The sequence below is a fragment of the Selenomonas sp. oral taxon 892 str. F0426 genome (genome assembly GCF_000468035.1).
In the GTDB taxonomy this organism is placed as follows: Bacteria; Bacillota; Negativicutes; order Selenomonadales; family Selenomonadaceae; genus Centipeda.
Genome location: NZ_KI260539.1, coordinates 212,355 through 231,879, shown reverse-complemented (window position 1 = coordinate 231,879; position 19,525 = coordinate 212,355). Strand labels below are relative to the sequence as shown.

Below are 19,525 nucleotides of genomic sequence, written 5' to 3'. Positions count from 1 at the left end.
CCCTTCACCCTTCTCTTTTACTAATGCGCAGCGCAAGCGCTGCAATCTCCTCCGCTGCCTCCGGTTTTCCAAGGCGCTTCATCGCCGCTGCCATTACCGTCCGCCGTGCGTCATCCGCGAGCAGCCCATGAAGGGACTGCTCCAGCACGGCGCCGCTGAGATCGCTGTTGAGGATCACCTCTGCGGCTCCCGCTGCCTCCACAGAGCGCGCATTCTTCTCCTGATGGTTCTCTGCTGCGTACGGGTATGGAATGAGGATCGCCGGCACCCCCCGTGCCGCGAGCTCTGCCAGCCCTGTCGCGCCCGCGCGAAAGACAGCTACATCGGCCATTGCCATTGCCTCGGGCATATTGTAGAGATACGGCAGGACACGCAGATGCGGATGCTCCTCAAGCCGCACGCCTGCATTCCGAATGCGCGCGAGCGTATCTCCGTGCTCATCTGCCCCCGTCACATGAAGGTACTGTACCTCCGTCTGCTCTGCCGCACGCGCAATGACCTCGACCATTGCGCGGTTGATTGAACGTGCCCCACGGCTGCCGCCCGAGACGAGTACTGTCTTTTTCGCAGGGTCAAAGCCAAATGCTCGTGCGCCATCCGCACGCGTTGCTGTCAGCACCTCCGGACGAATCGGATTGCCTGTCACGTAGGTCTTTTCTTTCGGAAAGACGTTCTGTGCATCCTCCATGCCGACGGCAATCGCTGTCGCAAACTTCGCAAGGATGCGGTTCGTCACCCCCGCAAAGACATTCTGCTCCTGCACGAGGGTCGGCACCCCCGCAAGGCTCGCTGCGAGTAGGATTGGCCCTGCAGCATAGCCGCCCGTCCCGATCGCAACGTTGGGCTGAAACCCCTGCACGATACCGCGCGCACGCGCCACGGCACGCAGGGCACGCCATACACGTCCAATATTCTCAAGTGTTATTTTGCGTTCAAATCCCGCGAGATCCATCGCAATGAAGTCGATTCCCTCGCGCGGCACAATGTCTGCCTCGAGTCCGTTCCTTCCGCCGACATAAAGGATACGCGCAGAGGGTTCCATCTCCTGGATTGCGCGGATAATCGTGAGCGCCGGATAGATATGTCCGCCCGTCCCTCCGCCGGATACGATGATGTTCATAGCTCGTTCACGATCCTCTTGAAGTCACGCCCGCGTTCCTCATAGCCTCCATACATATCAAAGCTGGCGCAGGCAGGAGAGAGCAGTACCGTCTGCCCCGCAGCTGCGAGTTCATGTGCGATGCGCACTGCCTCCACCATATGATAGCCCGCACGGTGGATGTGCTCCGCTGCGATTCCGGCGTCCAGTGCAGCAGCCGCAAAACGCTCCGCCGCATCGCCGACGAGAATCAGCTCGTCCACACGCGCACACACAAGCGCCATAAACTCCGTGAGGTCGGTCAGCTTGTCATCGCCGCCCGCAATCAGGATGATATGTCCGTCGAACGCCTCAAGGGCCTTGATCGCTGAGTCCGTATTCGTTGCCTTGGAGTCGTTGTAGTAGCTGACATTGTCCAGCGTGCGCACGAACTCGATGCGGTGCTCCACACCCTTGAACGCGCGCAGGACGGGACGCATCTCTGCCGGCGTCACACCTGCGAAGAATGCCATGGCCGCCGCCGCAAGCGCGTTCTCGACGTTGTGCCCGCCCGGAATGCCGAGTTCATCCGTCCTGATCAGGACGTGCTCCTCATCGTTCCATCGAATGACGATCATGCCGTCCGCGCGCACGACCGCGCCCTCAGCGAGTTCCTCCCGGCGGCTGAAGAAGCAGACCCGCCCCTTCGCACGGTCGGCCATGGAGCGCGTATGCGGATCATCATAGTTCAGCACGAGAACATCCTCTGCCGTCTGCGCAGCAAAGAGCTTCTCCTTCATCGCCTGATAGACCTCCATCGAACCGTGACGAACGATGTGGTCGGGGGTCACATTCAGCTCCGCAACAATCGCCGCATGAAAATGTGCGGTCGCCTCCATCTGATAGCTCGAAATCTCCGCCGCGATCGCACCGTCCGCAGGCGTCTCCTGCGCTACATCGATGAGGGGCACACCAATGTTGCCGCCGACACCGACCGCAGGGAAATGCGCGCGCAAAAGCTCGCCGAGGAGGGTCGTGGTCGTTGTCTTCCCATTCGTCCCCGTAATGGCATAGATGGGCGCACGCGCGATCTCCCCCGCCAGTTCCACCTCTGTGGTGACGCGGATCCCGCGCGCACGTGCTGCCTGCACGAGAGGGATGCGCTCCGGCACGGCGGGCGAAAGGACGATGAGATCCGTCCCCTCCAGCAGTTCCTCCCTTTGTGCACCAAAGACGCAGGAGATTCCCTGCGTCCGTAAATCCTCAATATGCTGCTGTGTCAGCGGATCCTTTTCTGCGTCCGCCTCGTCCTTCGCATCCGAGAGCGTCACGCACGCCCCTGCAGACGCGAGGTACTTCGCCGCTGCAAAACCACTGATGCCCGCCCCAATGACGAGCGCAGACTGATTGTTATAGGACAATTCCCTGTGTCCCCCTTATGTTGATGAAAGTCTTTTTATGATATGAGTACCACGATCCACGCAAGGAGCGCACCAGTCGCGCCAACCGCCCAGAATGTGTAGACGACGCGCGTCTCGCTCCATCCGCCGAGTTCGAAGTGATGGTGGATCGGACTCATGCGGAAAATGCGCTTGCCGCGCGTCTGAAACGAGATGACCTGCAGAATCACGGACAGTGCCTCACAGACGAAAACAAAGCCCACAATGGGCAGAAGTGCCTCTGTATGCGAGAGGATCGCCACCGCCGCAAGTGCGCCGCCAAGTGCGAGCGATCCCGTATCTCCCATGAAGATACGCGCCGGATGATGATTATACCACAAAAAGCCTATACATGCACCAATTATTGCCGCAGAAAAGACCATCAAGCCATGATCTGTGCCGTACATGAGCACGGCATAGAAGATCGCCGCTGCGGCGACCGTGCCGGAGGCAAGCCCGTCGAGTCCGTCCGTCAGATTGACCGCGTTCGACGTACCGACGAGAACGAATACGACGAGAACGTAGTAGAGCACGCCGATGTCCCACATCTCTCCGAGGATCGGCACCCATACGCTCGTATCGTGTCCGAGCAGGCTGCGTCCGATCAGGATGGTGACCAGGGATATGAGGAGCTGACCGAGGAGTTTTTGATAAGCACGCAGACCCAGGTTGCGCTTTTTTACCACCTTGATGTAGTCGTCCGCAAAGCCGAGCAGAAAATGCCCGAGAAAGATGAAGAGTGCGAGCAGTGTCGTTACCGTGAGCGGCGCAAAGAGAAGTGTCGAGAGCGTCACGGCGAGCACAATCATCACGCCGCCCATCGTCGGTGTCCCGTTTTTTTTCTGATGGCTCGCGGGGCCCTCCTCCCGGATGCTCTGCCCGTATTTCAGACGATGCAGAAACGGGAGGAAATAGACGCCGCTGAAGAGCACGATCGCAAGTGCCGTCACAAGCGTCAGGAGCAGGAGCAGCCACGGCGAAAGATCCGAGATATATTCCATCAGTGCCCCGCTTCCTCTCCTGTCAGGAGTGCAATGATCTCCTCCATGCGCATGCCGCGCGACCCCTTGAAGAGCACGGTGTCACCGTCCGCAAGAGCCGTGCGCAGAAACGCCGCCGCCGCCGCATGGCTCTCTGCATGATGACAGAGGGCACAGCCTGCGGCCTCTGCGCTCTCATGAATCCAACGTGCCTGCACACCATAGGTCACGAGCACCGCAAATCCAAGCTTCGCCGCCCTGCGCCCGATCGCCCTGTGTGCCTCCTCGGCAGCAGCACCGAGTTCGAGCATATCACCGAGTACGGCAACCTTGCGCCCCTCATAGAGCGCTGCCGTTGTCTCGATCGCCGCGCGCATGGACGAGGGACTCGCGTTGTAGGCATCATTGATGAAGCGCCATGCGCCGACCTCATGTACCTCGTAGCGCATCTTCGTCGGGGTGAGCCCGCGCAGCCCCATCTGCATCTCCTGCGGCGTGAGTCCGAGCACGAATCCTGCCGCGAGAGCCGCAAGCGTGTTGCTGACATTGTGCCGTCCGGCGAGCGGTATGCTGTAATCATGCCGCTCATTCGCCCATGTCACCATAAACCGCGAGCCATCCACGCCGCAGCGCAGTGCCTCCGCACGGATATCCGCCTCCGCGCTGATACCGTACGTCAGAACGCGCACGCCGTCCGCCGCGCAGGAGCGCATGGCGGCAACGCGTTCATCGTCCGCGTTGAGGAGTACCGTCCCGCCGACAGGGACTGCCTGCACGAGTTCCGCCTTCGCCTTTGCGATATTCTCAAGGGAGCCGAGCAGCTCCATGTGCACCTCGCACACGTTTGTCACAATGGCGATATTCGGTGCGGCAACGGGCGCAAGTGCTGCAATCTGTCCAAGGCCGCGCATGCCGATCTCCACGACGGCTGCGGTATCCGCCTCAGTGATGCCCAGCAGCGTCAGCGGCAGCCCAATTTCGTTGTTGTAGTTCGCCGCTGTCCGACAGACCGCCCCACGTCCCGAGAGGACGGCAGCCGTCAGATCCTTCGTCGTCGTCTTTCCGTTCGAGCCGGTAATTGCAACGACGGGAATATCGAACTTCATGCGCCACGCGTGCGCAATCGCCTGATACGCCTTGAGCGTGTCCTCCACCGCGAGGACAGCACCCTGCTGCTTCCTCAGGTCCTCTTCCACCGACTTTGAGATTGGCGTGCCAATGAGAACCGCTGCTGCGCCCTTTGCAAGTGCGTCCGCAGCAAAGTCTGCGCCGTCAAAATTCTCCCCGCGCAGCGCGATAAAGAGATCCCCCTCGGCGATCTTCCGCGTATCCGTTGTGATATGAGGAATCGTGTCATTTTCACGAACTTTCCCGCTGTGTACCTCGGCTCCTGTCACCGCAAGCATCTCGTCCCATGTCATCGCCATTTCACAGCCCCCTGATCGCTTCGCGCGCCGTCTCACGGTCGTCAAAGTGAATCGTCCCGTCCTTCAGTATCTGATAGTTCTCATGTCCCTTGCCGAGGATAACGACCGTATCGCCCGCGCGCGCCGTCTGCACCGCATGGAAGATCGCCGTGCGGCGGTCGACCAGCTTCTCATACGGCTTTTCACCGATCACGGGCAGGACGCCCGTCTCCACCTCGTCCAGGATTGCGGCGGGATCCTCTGTACGCGGGTTGTCCGACGTCAGCACAACGATGTCCGCACTCTCCGCCCCGATTCGTCCCATGATGGGACGCTTCGTCCGGTCGCGGTCACCGCCGCAGCCAAAGACAACAATGATCCGTCCGCGTGTTACGGCACGTGCCGTGCGCAGGACATTCTCCATGCCGTCCGGCGTATGCGCATAGTCCACGATCACGGAGAAATCCTGTCCCTCGCGCACGAGTTCAAACCGCCCCGGTACACCCGTGAACGCCTTGAGCGCCGCCAAAATATCCTCTGCAGGCACCTTCTCTGCAAGGGCCGCGCCCGTTGCGGCAAGCACATTGTAGACATTGAACAGCCCCGTGATGCCAATATGCAGACGAGAAAACTCCGCCCCACCATGCACGATAGTCAATTCCATGCCATCCTGCGCGAGATCTGCGTCCTGCGCCGTCAGGTCCCCGCTGTTTTCTACACCGTACGAGATGATGGGACAGCTCGTATGCGCACGCATTGTCGCGCTCGCCGCATCATCCGCATTGAGGACTGCCGTCTTTCCCGTCTTTGTCCCCGCCTCCGATACAAGATCGAAGAGGCGCGCCTTTGCCTGCGCGTAGTTTTCCATCGTCTTGTGGTAGTCGAGATGGTCCTGCGTCAGATTCGTAAACACTGCCGTATCAAACTCGATGCCTGCGACACGCCCCTGATCGAGCGCGTGCGAAGAGACCTCCATTACGACGGCATCCATTTTACGCGTTCGCATCTCGGCAAGCAGCTGCTGCATGACGATGACGTCCGGCGTCGTATTCGCCGTAGGGAACACCTCATCCTCCATCATGACCTGTATCGTTCCGATCAGCCCGACGCGTTTTCCTGCATACCGCAGAATTGCACGCACGAGATAGCTCGTCGTCGTCTTGCCGTTCGTGCCCGTAACACCGATGACACGCATGGAACGCGCCGGATAGTTATAGAAATACGGAACAATCGTGTCCAGTGCCTCTTGGAGGTTTGGTACGTGGAGAACAGAGATCCCTGCGGGCACATCGAGCGTCTCCCGCTCCGTCAAAACAGCGCGAGCTCCCGCCCGCGCCGCATTCGGTATAAAGCTGTGTGCATCCACATGAGCACCGCTGATGCAGACAAAGAGTGTCCCCTCCTGAACCTGGCGCGAATCCCGTTCAATGCTCTTGATCTCAGCGTCATTGCCCGCAATACGTGCCCCAGGCACGAGTGCCGCGAGTTCTGTCAACCGCTTCACCATGCGCCATCATTCCCCTTCATGCGAAAAATACATATTCTGCGGCACCTGCATATGCAGCTGTTCCACCGCAATGGCCTCAATACGTGAGGGTGATTTCAGCTGTGCGATCTCGATCTTCAGCCGTTCATTCTCCTGCTCGAGTTGGTCTGCTCTCTGCTGCGTATCAAGCAGTGTATAACCGTTCTTCGCGCCAATACCGCCGAGCAGCGTCACAACCATAGCGCCGAATGCGATAAGAAAGAAGAGTGCACGCAGACAGTTGCGCAGATTCGTATTCACCTCGCGCCGAATCAGCGGTTCCTTTGCCTCCTCCAGCTGTGGTGCAGGCTCAGCGACGAGTGGCTCGTAGTCGTATTCCTCTTCTCTGCGGGCCAGCATATGCCCTCACCTCCTTTGACCGACCTATTTGTTATAGTTTCTCTGCAACACGCAGCTTCGCGCTCTTTGCCCGTGGATTTGCAGCACATTCCGCTGCACTTGGGGCGTGGGCCTTTCCGATCAGCCGCAATTCGGGCGCATGTCCGCAGATGCAGACCGGCGTCTGCGGCGGGCAGATACAGCCACGCGCAAGCTCTTTCAGTGTCTTCTTTACGATCCGATCCTCAAGCGAGTGAAATGTTATGACCGCGAGCCGTCCGCCCTCTCTGAGTGCATGCACAGCATCCGTCAGAGCATCCGCGAGGATCGTCAGTTCCTCATTGACCTCGATGCGGATCGCTTGAAAGACGCGCTTGGCAGGATGCCCGCCCTTTGCACGCACCTGCTTTGGTACGGCACGGTCGATCACGGCGACAAGCTCACCTGTCGTCTCGATGGGGTGAGACTTTCGCTCCTCTGCAATGAATGCGGCAATTCGCTTCGCCCAACGCTCCTCACCGTATGTGTAGAAAATCTCCGTCAGCTCATCCGCCGTATATTCGTTTACAACAGTGTATGCGCTCCGCACCGCACGTCTGTCCATGCGCATATCGAGCGGTGCATCCTGCATATAGGAGAAGCCGCGTTCTGCTGTGTCGATCTGTGGGGAGGAAATACCGAGATCAAAGAGAATGCCATCCACGGCAGAGACCCCCTCGCGCGCGAGAATATCCTGCAGATGGCGAAAGTTGTCCCGCACGAGCGTGACCTTACATGAGACATCCGCGAGCCGCTCGGACGCTGCTGCAATCGCGTTTTCGTCCTGATCGATGCCGATCAGACGCCCCTCAGCAGAGAGCTGTGACGCGATTCTCCCTGCGTGTCCTGCCCCGCCAAGGGTACAGTCCACATAGATTCCATTCGACCGAATGGAAAGCGCCTCGATTGTTTCCTCCGGCAGAACACTCACATGATGGAAGCCGCTCATATCGAAATCCCATAGCCCGCCAGCTGCGTCGATATCTCCGTGATGTTTGGATCGACCTCACCCGCATAGCGCAGCCACTTCTCCTTGTCCCACACCTCGATACGCGCATCTGCACCCGTTAGGATGACATCCTGCTTAAGCCCAATATTTGCATAGGCACGAAGGTTGGCCGGCACAAGAAAGCGTCCTTGCTTATCGCATTCGAGCGTGCGTGCTCCCGCAATAAAGAAACGAGCGAAAGCACGTGCATTCGGATCCGCAATGGAGAGCGTGCGCAGCTTTGCCGCGAACTCGTCCCAGGCAGCCTGTGGAAAGAGAAAGAGGCTGCCGTCGAGCCCCTTCGTGATGATGAAGGAGACGCCAAGTTCCTGACGGAAATCGGCAGGCAGGATAACGCGTCCCTTCGCATCAATGCTGTGGGTGTACTCCCCCATGAACATCCTGCCTCACCACCCTTCTGGTTTTCTGCACCACCTTATGGCACTTTCCACCACAAATCACCACTTTTACTAACAGTTATAGCAAAAACGCCTTTTTTTTTCAAGAAAACAAGTATTCTTTTTTTGTTTATGAATCATAAAAAAATCCCTCTACCCCTTGATATAAAAGGAGCAGAGGGATTTCGTATACATTTCATTGAAAATATAAAAAGGACTTATCGCCTATACGAAAATAAGTCCTTCCATCGTTTTACTTAGACAAGCTCGTTCGCGATCATATACTCCGCAATCTGAAGGGCGTTAAGTGCGGCGCCCTTTCGAATCTGATCACCGCAGATCCAGAAGTTCAATGCATTCTCCGTCGACTCGTCACGGCGCAGACGTCCGATCTCGACATCTGTTTTTCCTGAGGTAAAGAGCGGCATCGGATACTCCTGCTCTGCCGGATTGTCACGCAGGACAATCCCGGGGAATGCAGCGATCGCTTTGCGCGCTGCATCGAGTGAGACCTCACTCTCGAACTCGACGTTGACGGACTCAGCATGACTGCGGTAGACAGGCACGCGCACCGTGGTTGCCGTGATGCGCAGGCTGTCATCCTCCATGATCTTCTTCGTCTCGTCAATCATCTTCATCTCCTCTTTTGTGTAGAGGTTGTCCATGAAGACATCGATCTGCGGGATGAGGTTAAACGCTATCTGATAGTGCGTTGGCAGCTTGCCGACGGGCAGGATGCTTGCCTTGGCTTCTTTGCCCGCAGCGAGCGCAGCGACCTGCTCCTCAAGCTCTGCCATCCCCTCCTTGCCCGCGCCGGAGACCGCCTGATACGTTGAGACGACGACGCGGCGAATCTTCGCGAGATCATAGAGAGGTTTCAGTCCCATCACCATGATGATGGTCGAGCAGTTTGGATTTGCAATGATTCCCTTGTGCTTCTTGATCGCTTCGGGATTGACCTCGGGCACGACAAGCGGCACCTCCGGATCCATCCGGAATGTACTCGAGTTGTCGATAACGACAGCGCCCGCCTTTACCGCATGGGGTGCAAGATCCTTGCCCGCTGCGCCGCCCGCAAAGAGAGCAATGTCAATTCCGTTGAAGGAGTCTGGCGTCGCCTCCTCAACCGTGTACTCCTTTCCCATGAATGCGATCTTTTTGCCCGCCGAGCGGCTGGACGCGAGGAGACGCAACTCCGAGAACGGGAACCGCCTCTCCTCGATGAGGTTCAGAAACTCCTGACCGACGGCGCCCGTTGCACCGAGGATGGCGACGCGATATTTCTTCATAATCTATTCCCCTTATCTATCTCTTACAGCAGTTTGTCCAGTCCGACTGTGAGTGATTTGAGCCCGCGCACCTTCTTCGCCGCGAGCACGACGCCCGGCATAAAAGACTCGCGGTTCAGCGAGTCATGGCGGATCGTAAGTGTCTGCCCGAGTCCGCCGAAGATGACCTCCTGATGCGCCACGTAGCCCGGCAGACGGACGCTGTGGATACGCATTCCCTCGTAGGCTGCACCACGCGCCCCTGCGATCTTCTCCTCCTCATCTGGATGGCCCTGCCTGTGCTCATTACGAACTTCAGCGATCATTGCCGCTGTCTGTACCGCTGTACCGGAGGGGGCATCCAGCTTGTTGTCATGGTGGAGTTCGATAATTTCGACATCGGGCATGTATTTCGCAGCCATACGGCTCATCAGCATCATGAGCACAGCACCAATGGCAAAATTGGGTGCGATGAACGCGGGGGTGTCATGCTCATCTGCAGCAGCCTTGATCGCCGCCTTTTGCTCCTCTGTGAGTCCCGTTGTTCCAACCACAGGGGATACCTTATGTGCAAGTGCTGTCAAGACGCTCCCATAGACAACGTCTGGCCGCGTGAAGTCGATCATCACATCGGGATGCAGGCGTTCAAGTGCAGCCGCGAGATCAGTCTCTACGATGATACCGTTCTTCGCCGTACCCGCAAGTTCTCCTGCATCCGCTCCGCCCGTAATGTCCACCGCTCCGACGAGGGTCAAATCTGCATCGTCGATCACAGCCTTGAGTACCGCGCGCCCCATGCGTCCTGCAGCACCGTTTACCAAAACCTTAGTCAAGACAATCTCCTCCCAAAAACAATATGTGGCTATTCTAGCCCAGAGAATCCCCGCATGTCAAGGAATACAACGTGTATGCTCCTCGATTCTCATCAAACCTCCCGAATATATGCGAACTGTTCGCGATACTGACGCATGAGTGCAGGCAGAACAAAGGAGAACATAGCAGGATCATCGACGGTAGCGAGTGCCGCTCGCCGTGCGAGCAGCAGGAGATCCATATCGGTGAATACATTCGCGATCTTGAGATCCCCCAGACCATGCTGCATTGCACCGAAGAACTGTCCGGGACCACGCAGACGCAAATCCTCCTCAGCAAGTTGAAACCCATCACTCGTTTGCTCGATCACCTTCAGCCGTTCCTGCGAGGATGCACTGCGCCCCGCAATCAGGATGCAGTAGGAGGCATAGGAGCCACGCCCCACGCGTCCACGAAGCTGATGCAGCTGCGCGAGTCCGAAACGCTCCGCATGCTCGACGACGAGGATGCTTGCATTCGGCACATTGACACCGACCTCAATGACCGTAGTCGACACGAGCAGTTTGATTTCATCCGCATAGAAGGCACTCATTACCGCCTCCTTCTCCGCTGATTTCATCCGCCCGTGGAGCAGTCCACATGAGATTCCATAAAAGATACCGTGTGCAAGTTCCTCATAGACCTCCTCTGCCGACGGGAGATCACTTTCCTCACTCGCCTCAATGAGGGGGCAGACGACATAGGCTTGCCGTCCGCTCTCGATTTCTTTGCGGACAAATGCATAGATCTTTTCGCGTGCCATCTCATCGCGGAGGAATGTGCGAATCGGCTGGCGCCCCGGAGGAAGGTGCTCTATGCGCGAAACATCAAGATCACCGTAAACGGTCAGCGTCATTGTGCGGGGAATCGGCGTTGCCGTCATGACAAGCACATCTGGGGTTACTGTGCTCTTTTTCTCAAGCGCTGCACGCTGCGCCACCCCAAAACGATGCTGCTCATCCGTCACCACCAGTCCAAGTTTATCAAACGCAACATACTCCTGAATCAGCGCATGTGTCCCAACAGCAATGTCCACCTCATGGGCGGCAAGCGCTGTTGCGATCTCTGTGCGCTCTTTTTTTGTGAGCCGTCCCGAGAGGAAACCCACGCGCACACCGAGCGGTGCGAGAAGTTCCTGCAAATACTCATAGTGCTGACGCGCGAGGATTTCCGTGGGTGCCATCAGCGCCCCCTGCTGTCCACTCTCGACCGTCTTAACGAGTGCGAGCAGGGCAATCGCCGTCTTGCCCGAGCCAACATCCCCCTGTACAAGGCGCCGCATCGGGAGCGGCGACTCCATATCACGCTTGATCTCCTCCCACACCTTTTCTTGATCTGCTGTCAGGTCAAAGGGAAGCGCCGCCAGCACGCGCGCAGCAAGCGCCCCGCCCGTCGCATGAGTGATCCCCTCCTGCTCTTCTGCTGTACGCTTTTTGAGCGCGAGCAAACCGCATTGGATAAGATAAAGCTCCTCAAATGCGAGGCGGCGGCGTGCTGCAAGCAGTTCTTCCTCCTGTTTTGGGAAATGAATACGGTGAAACGCTGCGGTACGCCCTATCAGGCGATATTCCTCACGAATACGCGCAGGGAGCGTCTCTGAAAGCGCGCCCTCCGTCTGCACAAGAGCATACTCCACCATCTGGCGCAGCTGTTTCTGCGTGAGTCCTTCCGTCGCTCCGTAGATGGGCAGGATGCCGAGATATTCCTCTGGCGCATCCTGCGTGCCGAGTATTTCAAAGGAGGTTATGCCCGATATAGCAAGCTGTCCTCTGGTGTTGTAGGCATAGTCCACCTTGCCCGAAAGAAGGATGCGCTGTCCCTCACGCAGCTTTGACTTGAGGAACCGTTGATTAAACCAAACTGCCTGGACATAGCCGGTTCCATCTCCGACCATCGCCGTCAGGACAGTAAAGGAGCGCCGCCGTGTCGGCCGCTCTGTCACCGACTGAATAACGCCAAGCACGGTCGATCGCTCACCCGGTCGCAGACGGTTAATCGGCGTTGTATGGCTCTGATCCTCATAGGTACGCGGATAGTAGGTCAGGAGGTCATAAACCGTACAAATCCCAAGACGCGCAAACGCCGCCGCCTTTTTTACGCCGACACCGCGAACCTTGTTAATGCTGTCAGTGAGCTGCACCCCCGTTCCTCCTTCCTCCATTGTCTCAAAAAAGAAGCTGCCGCAATCATTGCAGCAGCTTCCTCTCTACGGTAAAACTTAGAGCTTCGGTCCCGCGGATACGAGAGCCTTGCCCTCTTCGTTGCCCTCATACTTCTTGAAATTCTTAATAAAACGCTCGGCAAGATCCTTTGCCTTCTCATCCCATTCCGTGCGGCTCGCATAGGTGTCGCGCGGATCGAGGACCTTCGGATCAACGCCCGGAAGCTCCGTCGGGATCTCGAAGTCGAAATACGGAATCTTCTTCGTCGGCGCACTGTCAATCGAACCGTCCTGGATCGCATGAATGATTCCGCGCGTATCCTGAATGGAGATACGCTTGCCCGTGCCGTTCCAGCCCGTGTTCACAAGATAGGCGCGCGAGCCGTGCTCCTCCATCTTGCGAACGAGTTCATCCGCATACTTCGTCGGATGCAGCTCGAGGAACGCCTGTCCGAAGCATGCCGAGAACGTCGGCGTCGGCTCCGTGATGCCGCGCTCGGTGCCAGCGAGCTTCGATGTGAAGCCCGAGAGGAAGTAGTACTTCGTCTGCTCCGGCGTCAGAATCGAGACCGGCGGCAGAACGCCGAACGCATCCGCCGAGAGGAAGATAACGTGCTTTGCATGCGGGCCTGCGGACTTGTCCGCGACATGGCCGAGCACGATGTTCTCAATGTGATTGATCGGATACGAGACGCGTGTATTCTCTGTCACGCTCTTATCCGCAAAGTCCACACGGCCGGCGAGATCGACCGTAACATTCTCAAGCAGAGCGTTGCGGCGGATCGCCTGGTAGATATCGGGCTCTGCGTCAGGATCGAGATTGATAACCTTCGCGTAGCAGCCGCCCTCGTAGTTGAAGACCCCCTCATCATCCCAGCCATGCTCATCATCGCCGATGAGAAGGCGCTCGTTGTCCGTCGAGAGCGTGGTCTTACCTGTGCCGGAGAGGCCGAAGAAGAGCGTTGTATTCTGTCCCTGCTTGTCCGTATTTGCCGAACAGTGCATGGAGGAGATGCCCTTGAGGGGGAGGTAGTAGTTCATCATCGAGAACATACCCTTCTTCATCTCGCCGCCATACCACGTATTGATGATGATCTGCTCACGACTCGTGAGGTTAAACATCACCGCCGTCTCAGAGTTGAGTCCGAGATCACCGAAGTGCATGACACGCGCCTTTGCTGCGTTGTAGACGACAAAGTCAGGCTTGAAGTTCTCAAGTTCTTCTGCCGTCGGACGAATGAACATATTCGTGACGAAGTGTGCCTGCCAGGGAACCTCTACGATAAAACGCACGGCCATACGCGTATTCTTGTTGGCACCGCAGAATGCATCGACAACGAAGAGACGCTTGTTGCAGAGCTCACGGATCGCGATCTCGCGCACGGCGTTCCATGCCTTCTGCGTCGCACGATGGTTATCATTTGGATATTCCTTGGATGTCCACCAGACCGTATCATGTGATGTCTCATCATCGACGATGTACTTATCCTTTGGGGAGCGTCCTGTATAGATACCCGTCATGACATTGACGGCGTCGCCCATCTCCGTCACCTGCCCGCGCTCATAGCCCTCGAGATCAGGGCGCAGTTCCTCGCGGAACAGCTGGTCATAGTCAGGGTTGTGAACGATCTCCGTCGTGCCTGTAATGCCATACTGTGTCAGATCAATCGTTGCCATATGATAACCTCTTTCTCCAAAAAAGTTTGGCTCATTGATGCGCCGCGGAAATACCGCCTCACATCATTATTATTATGGACGAACACATCTTATAGTGTGAATTCTTCACATACTCTGGAAATCCTTCTTCTCTGTGAAAATTTTTATTGTTCGCTTATTTTTCTCAGGCACGCGCAAACGTGAGGACTGCCGCTCGCATGGCATCCTTTGCACAGCTGTCCTCGTGGAGAATCTTCGCCCCGCGCAGAGCCGCAAGACGTGTCGGAATTACCATACCGCTCCGTTCCTGCAGGCGTTCCATCTGCGCGAATTCGTCCATTCCGTCCGCAGTCTCACCAAATGCATGGAGCACACTTGCGCCAAATTTGTACGGGCTTGCCGTCGAGAGCACGATCATCGGGCGCGTATCCCCCGTCTCGCTCCGATACCCTTCCGCTGCGCGATAGGCAACCGCCGTATGCGTGTCAAGTGTGTACTGCGTCCGCTCATGGACTGTGCGGATCTCCGCCTCCGTCGCCGTATCGTCCGCAAACGCCGCCCAGAAATTCTCTTTGAGCGCGGGCAGGAGACTGCTCGCGTCATACCTGCCTTCCTCGGTAAGCGACCTCATCCACGCATCGACCTGTCCTGCATTCTCCGTCAGATGATAGAGAAGGCGCTCAAGATTGCTGGAAATAAGGATGTCCATCGACGGCGATATCGTCTGATAAAAATCACGCTTACGGTCATAGATGCCCGTCTGCAGAAAATCCGTGAGCACATTGTTGGCATTCGAGGCACAGATGAGCTTTCCGACGGGCAGACCCATGCGCTTTGCATAGTAGCCCGCGAGGATGTTGCCGAAATTCCCCGTCGGTACGGTAAAGTTGACCGCATCGCCCGCCGCGATCTTCCCCTCGGCGAGAAGGTCGGCGTACGCACTGAAATAGTAGACAATCTGCGGCACAAGGCGTCCCCAGTTGATCGAGTTCGCGGACGAGAGCTTGGTATGGAGCGCCGCGAGTTCCTTTGCCATCGCCGCATCACCGAAGATCTCCTTCACGCCGCGCTGCGCATCGTCGAAGTTGCCGCGCACGGCGCAGACGCTGACATTCGCGCCCTCCTGCGTCACCATCTGCAGCCGCTGCATGGGACTGACGCCGCCATCGGGGTAAAACACCATGATGCGGATACCCTCGGCGTCTGCAAATCCCTCAAGTGCCGCCTTGCCCGTATCGCCCGATGTCGCAACGAGGATGAGGATGGTATCCTGCTCGCCCATTTTTTTCCGTGCGGTACTCATCAGCTGCGGAAGCAGCTGCAGTGCCATGTCCTTGAATGCGCTCGTCGGGCCGTGCCAGAGTTCGAGCACCTCCAGCGCACCGACCGCACGCACGGGCGCACGCCGCACATCGTCAAACGTATGGCCATAGGCGCGGCTGACGCAGCCCTGCAGCTCTTCCTCCGTGTAGTCCGTCAGATAGAGGCGCAGGATCCGCACGGCACGCTCCTCGTACGAGAGCGGAGCAAACGCCGCAATCTCAGAGAGCGTTATCTGCGGAAATGCGGCGGGCACATAGAGACCGCCGTCGGAGGCAAGACCCTGGAGGATCGCCGCCGCCGAGGAGACGCGTTCCTCCGCACCGCGCGTGCTGAAATAGTCCATTGTATACATCCTTTCGCGAATGATGTGTGCTATACTTATATCACTGAATTATACCATTTCTATGGAATAAAAATCAAACCTAAGGAGCATTCCCTATGAAAATTGCACTGATTTCAATGGAGGTCATTCCCGGACGCCCCGACCTCAATGCAGCAGCGATACGCGCGAAGATTGCAGAGGCAAAGGCGGCAGGCGCAGAGCTTGCCCTCTTCCCCGCGCTTAGTCTCTCGGGGCTCTTTCTCGGCGGTGTATGGAAGCAGTCCGCATTCCTGCGCGACCTCGCGGACTATTCCGAGGAGATTGCCGCTGCCGCAGAGGGCATCACCGTGGTCTTTGGCAGTGCTGCACAGGCGGACAGCTGTACCGGTGTTTGCCGCACACTTGTCAAAGCACGGGACGGTGTACTCACGGAGGTCGTGCGCACGCCGTTGCACGGCACGGGAAATCACTTTGCTCCGCTGCTCTATGAACTGCCCGGCGAGAACATCATCCTCGCCGCAGATGCGAGTCCCTTCCCCATCTGTTTCGGCGCATCCGCCCTTGGCGAGACGGCACACGAAAAAAGCAAGGCGATCTGCTATATCAATACACTTGGACTGCAGGACAAGGGCAAGACCGTCTACGCATTCCCCGGCAGGGCACAGGTATTCAGTGCAAACGGTGAACGCGTCCTTATGTCCGCTGCCTATACAGAGGGTGTGACCATCGTCAACACGGACGCGCTTCCCTCTGCCGGATCGTCCCCTGCAGAGCCTCCCATCGCTCCCATCCACCGCATGATCCGTTACACCGTGCAGAAGTTCCTTGCACGCATCCGCATGGAGCGCGTCGTCATCGGCATATCGGGCGGCATCGACTCCGCCGTCGCCGCCGCCGTCTACGTGGACGCAATCGGCGCAGAGAATGTCCTGCTCGTCAATATGCCGAGCCGCTTCAACTCCGCAACGACAAAGGGGCTTGCGGCGCGGCTTGCCGAAAACCTCGGCTGCCGACACATGATCGTACCAATTGAGGAGAGTGTTACGCACACGGTCGATCAGCTCACGACTGTTCCCATCATGGGGAAATGTGCGGCGGAGGGCGAGCACCTCACGATTTCCTCCTTTGTGCGCGAGAATATACAGGCGCGCGACCGCAGCGCACGCATCCTTTCCGCCGTTGCCGCCGCATGGGGCGCAGGCTTTACCTGCAACGCAAACAAGGCGGAGTCCACCGTCGGTTACGCGACCCTCTACGGTGATCAGGCGGGCTTCCTCTCCGCGCTCGCCGACCTCTGGAAGTATCAGATCTACGATCTCGCACGCTATCTGAATGATACCGTCTACGGACGCGAAGTCATCCCCCAAGGAATCATCGACATCGTACCGAGCGCAGAACTCTCCGATGCACAGAACGTCGACGAGGGCAAGGGAGACCCCATTCGTTACCCGTATCACGACTACCTCTTCCGCGCCTTTACCGAAGAGAATTGCATCCCCGAGGACATCCTCGCACATTATGCGGACGGCATCCTCGAGGAGTACATTGGTTGTGAGAAAGGCCTTGTCGCAGAATATTTCTCCACAGCGGCAGATTTTATCTCCGACCTTGAGCGCTGGTGGAGGCTCTATACGGGTATGGCCGTCGCCAAGCGCATCCAGTCGCCGCCGCTGCTGTCCGTCAGCGGGTGCGCATACGGCAGCGACCATCCCGAGTCTCAGATCGGTGCGTATGAGACAATTCGTTATCGCGCACTGAAGGCAAAACTGCTCGGGAACTGAAACAAGCGCCCCTTCCACCGCTTGCGCGGTCCCCCTCCCCCGTATCGAACGGGGGAGGCTTTTTCTTTCCTCCCCAAAAAAATTCACTATTGAGAAATTTTCTCATTTACAAGATTAATTTTTTGTGTTATTCTCAATACAAATGAAAGGACGGTGTCTCCAATGAACATCAAAAAAAATTATTTCAAACTTCTGCTCACCCTCGCACTCGCTCTGACGGCGCTGGTTGCTGTCGGCTGCGGAGGCGGCGGAAGCAGTGATAAGGCAGCCGACGCAAAGAAAACGGTCACGGTCACAACTTCGTTCCTGCAGGATATGACAAAGCAGCTTGCGGGCGACTACGTGAACATCGAGCTCATCATCCCCGCAGGTGAGGATCCGCATCTCTACGTCGCGCAGCCCGCTGACCTTGAAAAGATCAAGAAGGCCGACCTCCTCCTCTACCACGGCCTGCACTTCGAGGGCAAGATGGCAGAAGTGCTCGAAAAGAAGGGCGCTGCCGTCACAAAGAATTTTGCAGACGCGAACATCAACTACATGGAGGAGGACGGCCAGAAGATCGTCGACCCGCATTTCTGGTTTGATGTCGCACTCTACAAGCAGGCGACAGAGGAGGCAGCAGAGCAGCTCATCAAGCTGCTCCCCACGCATGAGAAGGAAATTCAGGAGAATCTGAAAAAATATCTTGCTGACCTCGATGCACTCGATAAGGAAATCACAGAAAAGATTGCACAGATCCCGGAGGGACAGCGCAATCTCGTCACTCCACATGACGCATTCAATTACTTCTCCCATCGCTACCACGTAAACGTCATCGCACCGCAGGGTGTCAGCACGGACTCTGAGGTTGCAAATGCGGACATCGAAAAGACGGCGAATTACATTGTCGATCATAAGGTTAAGGCCGTCTTTGCCGAGAGTACGACGAATCCCGAGCGCATGAAGAAGCTGCAGGAGGTCTGCAAGACGAAGGGCTTCGATGTGGAGATCGTCGGCGGCGAGGGCAATGAACTCTTCTCCGACTCGCTCGCACCCGAGGGACAGAAGGGCGATACCTACATTACGATGTACCGCAGCAATGTCGATCTAATTGTTTCGCATTTGAAGTAGGCTCGCCTTAGGTGAAAAGCTTCCCCCGTCGAAACGGGGGAAGTGGCGAGCGCAGCGAGCCGAAAGGGGCGCTTTGAACGATCAGCAGCAACATTTACATAAGGGAAGATAATACTATGAGCGAGGTGATACTCAATGCAACAAAACAGCGTCATACACGTCGAAGACCTCACAATGGCATACCGTGAGACGCCCGTGCTCTGGGACATCGACCTCGATGTTCCGGAATGCGTGCGCTGCGCAATCGTAGGTCCGAACGGCGCGGGCAAATCCACCCTCCTCAAAGGAATTCTCGGTCTCCTAAAGCCCGTCTCAGGTGAAGTACGCCTCTGGGAGAAGCCTCTCTCTGCCGTCCACAAAGAAATTGCCTACGTGCCGCAGCGCGGCACCGTCCACTGGGACTTCCCGACGACAGTCTTTGATGTCGTACTCATGGGACGCTATGCCCATCTCGGACTCGTGCGCCGCCCCGGCAAGGAAGATCGCTTACTTGCGATGGACGCGCTCGAAAAGATGAAGATGGCGGATTTCGCAGATCGTCAGATCTCGGAGCTGTCCGGCGGGCAGAAACAGCGTGTCTTTATTGCACGCGCACTCGCGCAGGACGCACAGCTCTACATCATGGACGAGCCACTTGCGGGCGTCGATGAGACGACGGAGCACATCATCATGGATAAGTTCATGGATTTGCAGCGGGAAAAGCGCACGGTCATCGCCGTCCACCACGATCTCAGCACCCTCGATGCCTACTTCGACTATCTCGTCGTGCTGAACCGCACGGTCAAGGCATCGGACTATCTCACAAACCTGGACAAGGAGGCGGCACTTGCGCTCGCCTACCGCGTGAGGGAGTGAGTACG

Annotated in this window: 16 protein-coding genes; 3 read left to right on the top strand and 13 right to left on the bottom strand. The window is 57.3% G+C overall.

Features of this window, described 5'->3' with window-relative positions; all coding sequences use genetic code 11:
- Positions 1–4 precede the first annotated feature (4 nt).
- The 13 genes from murG to thrC all read right to left on the bottom strand — a co-directional run bounded on the left by murG (position 5) and on the right by thrC (position 15,804).
- A complete protein-coding gene (gene murG / locus HMPREF1992_RS06345) occupies positions 5–1,120 on the bottom strand; it encodes an undecaprenyldiphospho-muramoylpentapeptide beta-N-acetylglucosaminyltransferase (protein ID WP_021685035.1) in 1,116 nt (371 codons plus the stop codon).
- The gene (gene murD / locus HMPREF1992_RS06340) at positions 1,117–2,499 is read right to left on the bottom strand and encodes a UDP-N-acetylmuramoyl-L-alanine--D-glutamate ligase (protein ID WP_021685034.1); all 1,383 of its coding nucleotides are present in this window, start codon (positions 2,497–2,499) and stop codon (positions 1,117–1,119) included. Before murD ends, murG begins: the two co-directional genes overlap by 4 nt.
- 35 nt (positions 2,500–2,534) lie before the next feature.
- A complete protein-coding gene (gene mraY / locus HMPREF1992_RS06335) occupies positions 2,535–3,518 on the bottom strand; it encodes a phospho-N-acetylmuramoyl-pentapeptide-transferase (RefSeq protein WP_021685033.1) in 984 nt (327 codons plus the stop codon).
- Entirely contained in the window at positions 3,518–4,924 is a 1,407-nt protein-coding gene (gene murF / locus HMPREF1992_RS06330) for a UDP-N-acetylmuramoyl-tripeptide--D-alanyl-D-alanine ligase (protein WP_021685032.1), read from the bottom strand. Before murF ends, mraY begins: the two co-directional genes overlap by 1 nt.
- A 1-nt stretch (position 4,925) precedes the next feature.
- A complete protein-coding gene (locus HMPREF1992_RS06325) occupies positions 4,926–6,410 on the bottom strand; it encodes a UDP-N-acetylmuramoyl-L-alanyl-D-glutamate--2,6-diaminopimelate ligase (protein ID WP_021685031.1) in 1,485 nt (494 codons plus the stop codon).
- A 6-nt stretch (positions 6,411–6,416) separates the two neighbouring features.
- Positions 6,417–6,788 (bottom strand): cell division protein FtsL, encoded by a 372-nt coding sequence (locus tag HMPREF1992_RS06320; protein WP_021685030.1) that lies wholly within the window; start codon positions 6,786–6,788, stop codon positions 6,417–6,419.
- A gap of 31 nt (positions 6,789–6,819) precedes the next feature.
- Positions 6,820–7,755 (bottom strand): 16S rRNA (cytosine(1402)-N(4))-methyltransferase RsmH, encoded by a 936-nt coding sequence (gene rsmH / locus HMPREF1992_RS06315; protein ID WP_021685029.1) that lies wholly within the window; start codon positions 7,753–7,755, stop codon positions 6,820–6,822.
- The gene (mraZ, locus tag HMPREF1992_RS06310) at positions 7,752–8,195 is read right to left on the bottom strand and encodes a division/cell wall cluster transcriptional repressor MraZ (RefSeq protein ID WP_021685028.1); all 444 of its coding nucleotides are present in this window, start codon (positions 8,193–8,195) and stop codon (positions 7,752–7,754) included. Before mraZ ends, rsmH begins: the two co-directional genes overlap by 4 nt.
- 254 nt (positions 8,196–8,449) lie before the next feature.
- Complete coding sequence (locus tag HMPREF1992_RS06305) at positions 8,450–9,481, bottom strand: aspartate-semialdehyde dehydrogenase (RefSeq protein WP_021685026.1); 1,032 nt, start codon at positions 9,479–9,481, stop codon at positions 8,450–8,452.
- Between the two features lie 23 nt (positions 9,482–9,504).
- Positions 9,505–10,293 carry a 4-hydroxy-tetrahydrodipicolinate reductase gene (dapB, locus tag HMPREF1992_RS06300; RefSeq protein WP_037358788.1) on the bottom strand — a complete coding sequence of 263 codons (789 nt, stop codon included), beginning with the start codon at positions 10,291–10,293 and terminating at the stop codon, positions 9,505–9,507.
- Between the two features lie 92 nt (positions 10,294–10,385).
- Positions 10,386–12,452 carry an ATP-dependent DNA helicase RecG gene (recG, locus tag HMPREF1992_RS06295; protein WP_037358786.1) on the bottom strand — a complete coding sequence of 689 codons (2,067 nt, stop codon included), beginning with the start codon at positions 12,450–12,452 and terminating at the stop codon, positions 10,386–10,388.
- Between the two features lie 78 nt (positions 12,453–12,530).
- Positions 12,531–14,150 carry a phosphoenolpyruvate carboxykinase (ATP) gene (gene pckA, locus HMPREF1992_RS06290; RefSeq protein WP_021685023.1) on the bottom strand — a complete coding sequence of 540 codons (1,620 nt, stop codon included), beginning with the start codon at positions 14,148–14,150 and terminating at the stop codon, positions 12,531–12,533.
- Between the two features lie 163 nt (positions 14,151–14,313).
- Positions 14,314–15,804 (bottom strand): threonine synthase, encoded by a 1,491-nt coding sequence (gene thrC, locus HMPREF1992_RS06285; RefSeq protein WP_021685022.1) that lies wholly within the window; start codon positions 15,802–15,804, stop codon positions 14,314–14,316.
- 86 nt (positions 15,805–15,890) lie between these two features.
- On the opposite strand from thrC, the gene nadE reads away from it, so the two are divergent.
- The 3 genes from nadE (at position 15,891) to HMPREF1992_RS06270 (ending at position 19,520) form a co-directional block, all read left to right on the top strand.
- The gene (gene nadE / locus HMPREF1992_RS06280) at positions 15,891–17,555 is read left to right on the top strand and encodes an NAD(+) synthase (RefSeq protein WP_021685021.1); all 1,665 of its coding nucleotides are present in this window, start codon (positions 15,891–15,893) and stop codon (positions 17,553–17,555) included.
- A 162-nt stretch (positions 17,556–17,717) separates the two neighbouring features.
- Positions 17,718–18,665: a metal ABC transporter solute-binding protein, Zn/Mn family gene (locus HMPREF1992_RS06275; RefSeq protein ID WP_021685020.1), complete on the top strand. Its 948-nt coding sequence runs from the start codon at positions 17,718–17,720 to the stop codon at positions 18,663–18,665.
- Between the two features lie 135 nt (positions 18,666–18,800).
- Entirely contained in the window at positions 18,801–19,520 is a 720-nt protein-coding gene (locus HMPREF1992_RS06270) for a metal ABC transporter ATP-binding protein (protein ID WP_021685019.1), read from the top strand.
- The last annotated feature ends 5 nt before the right edge of the window (positions 19,521–19,525 follow it).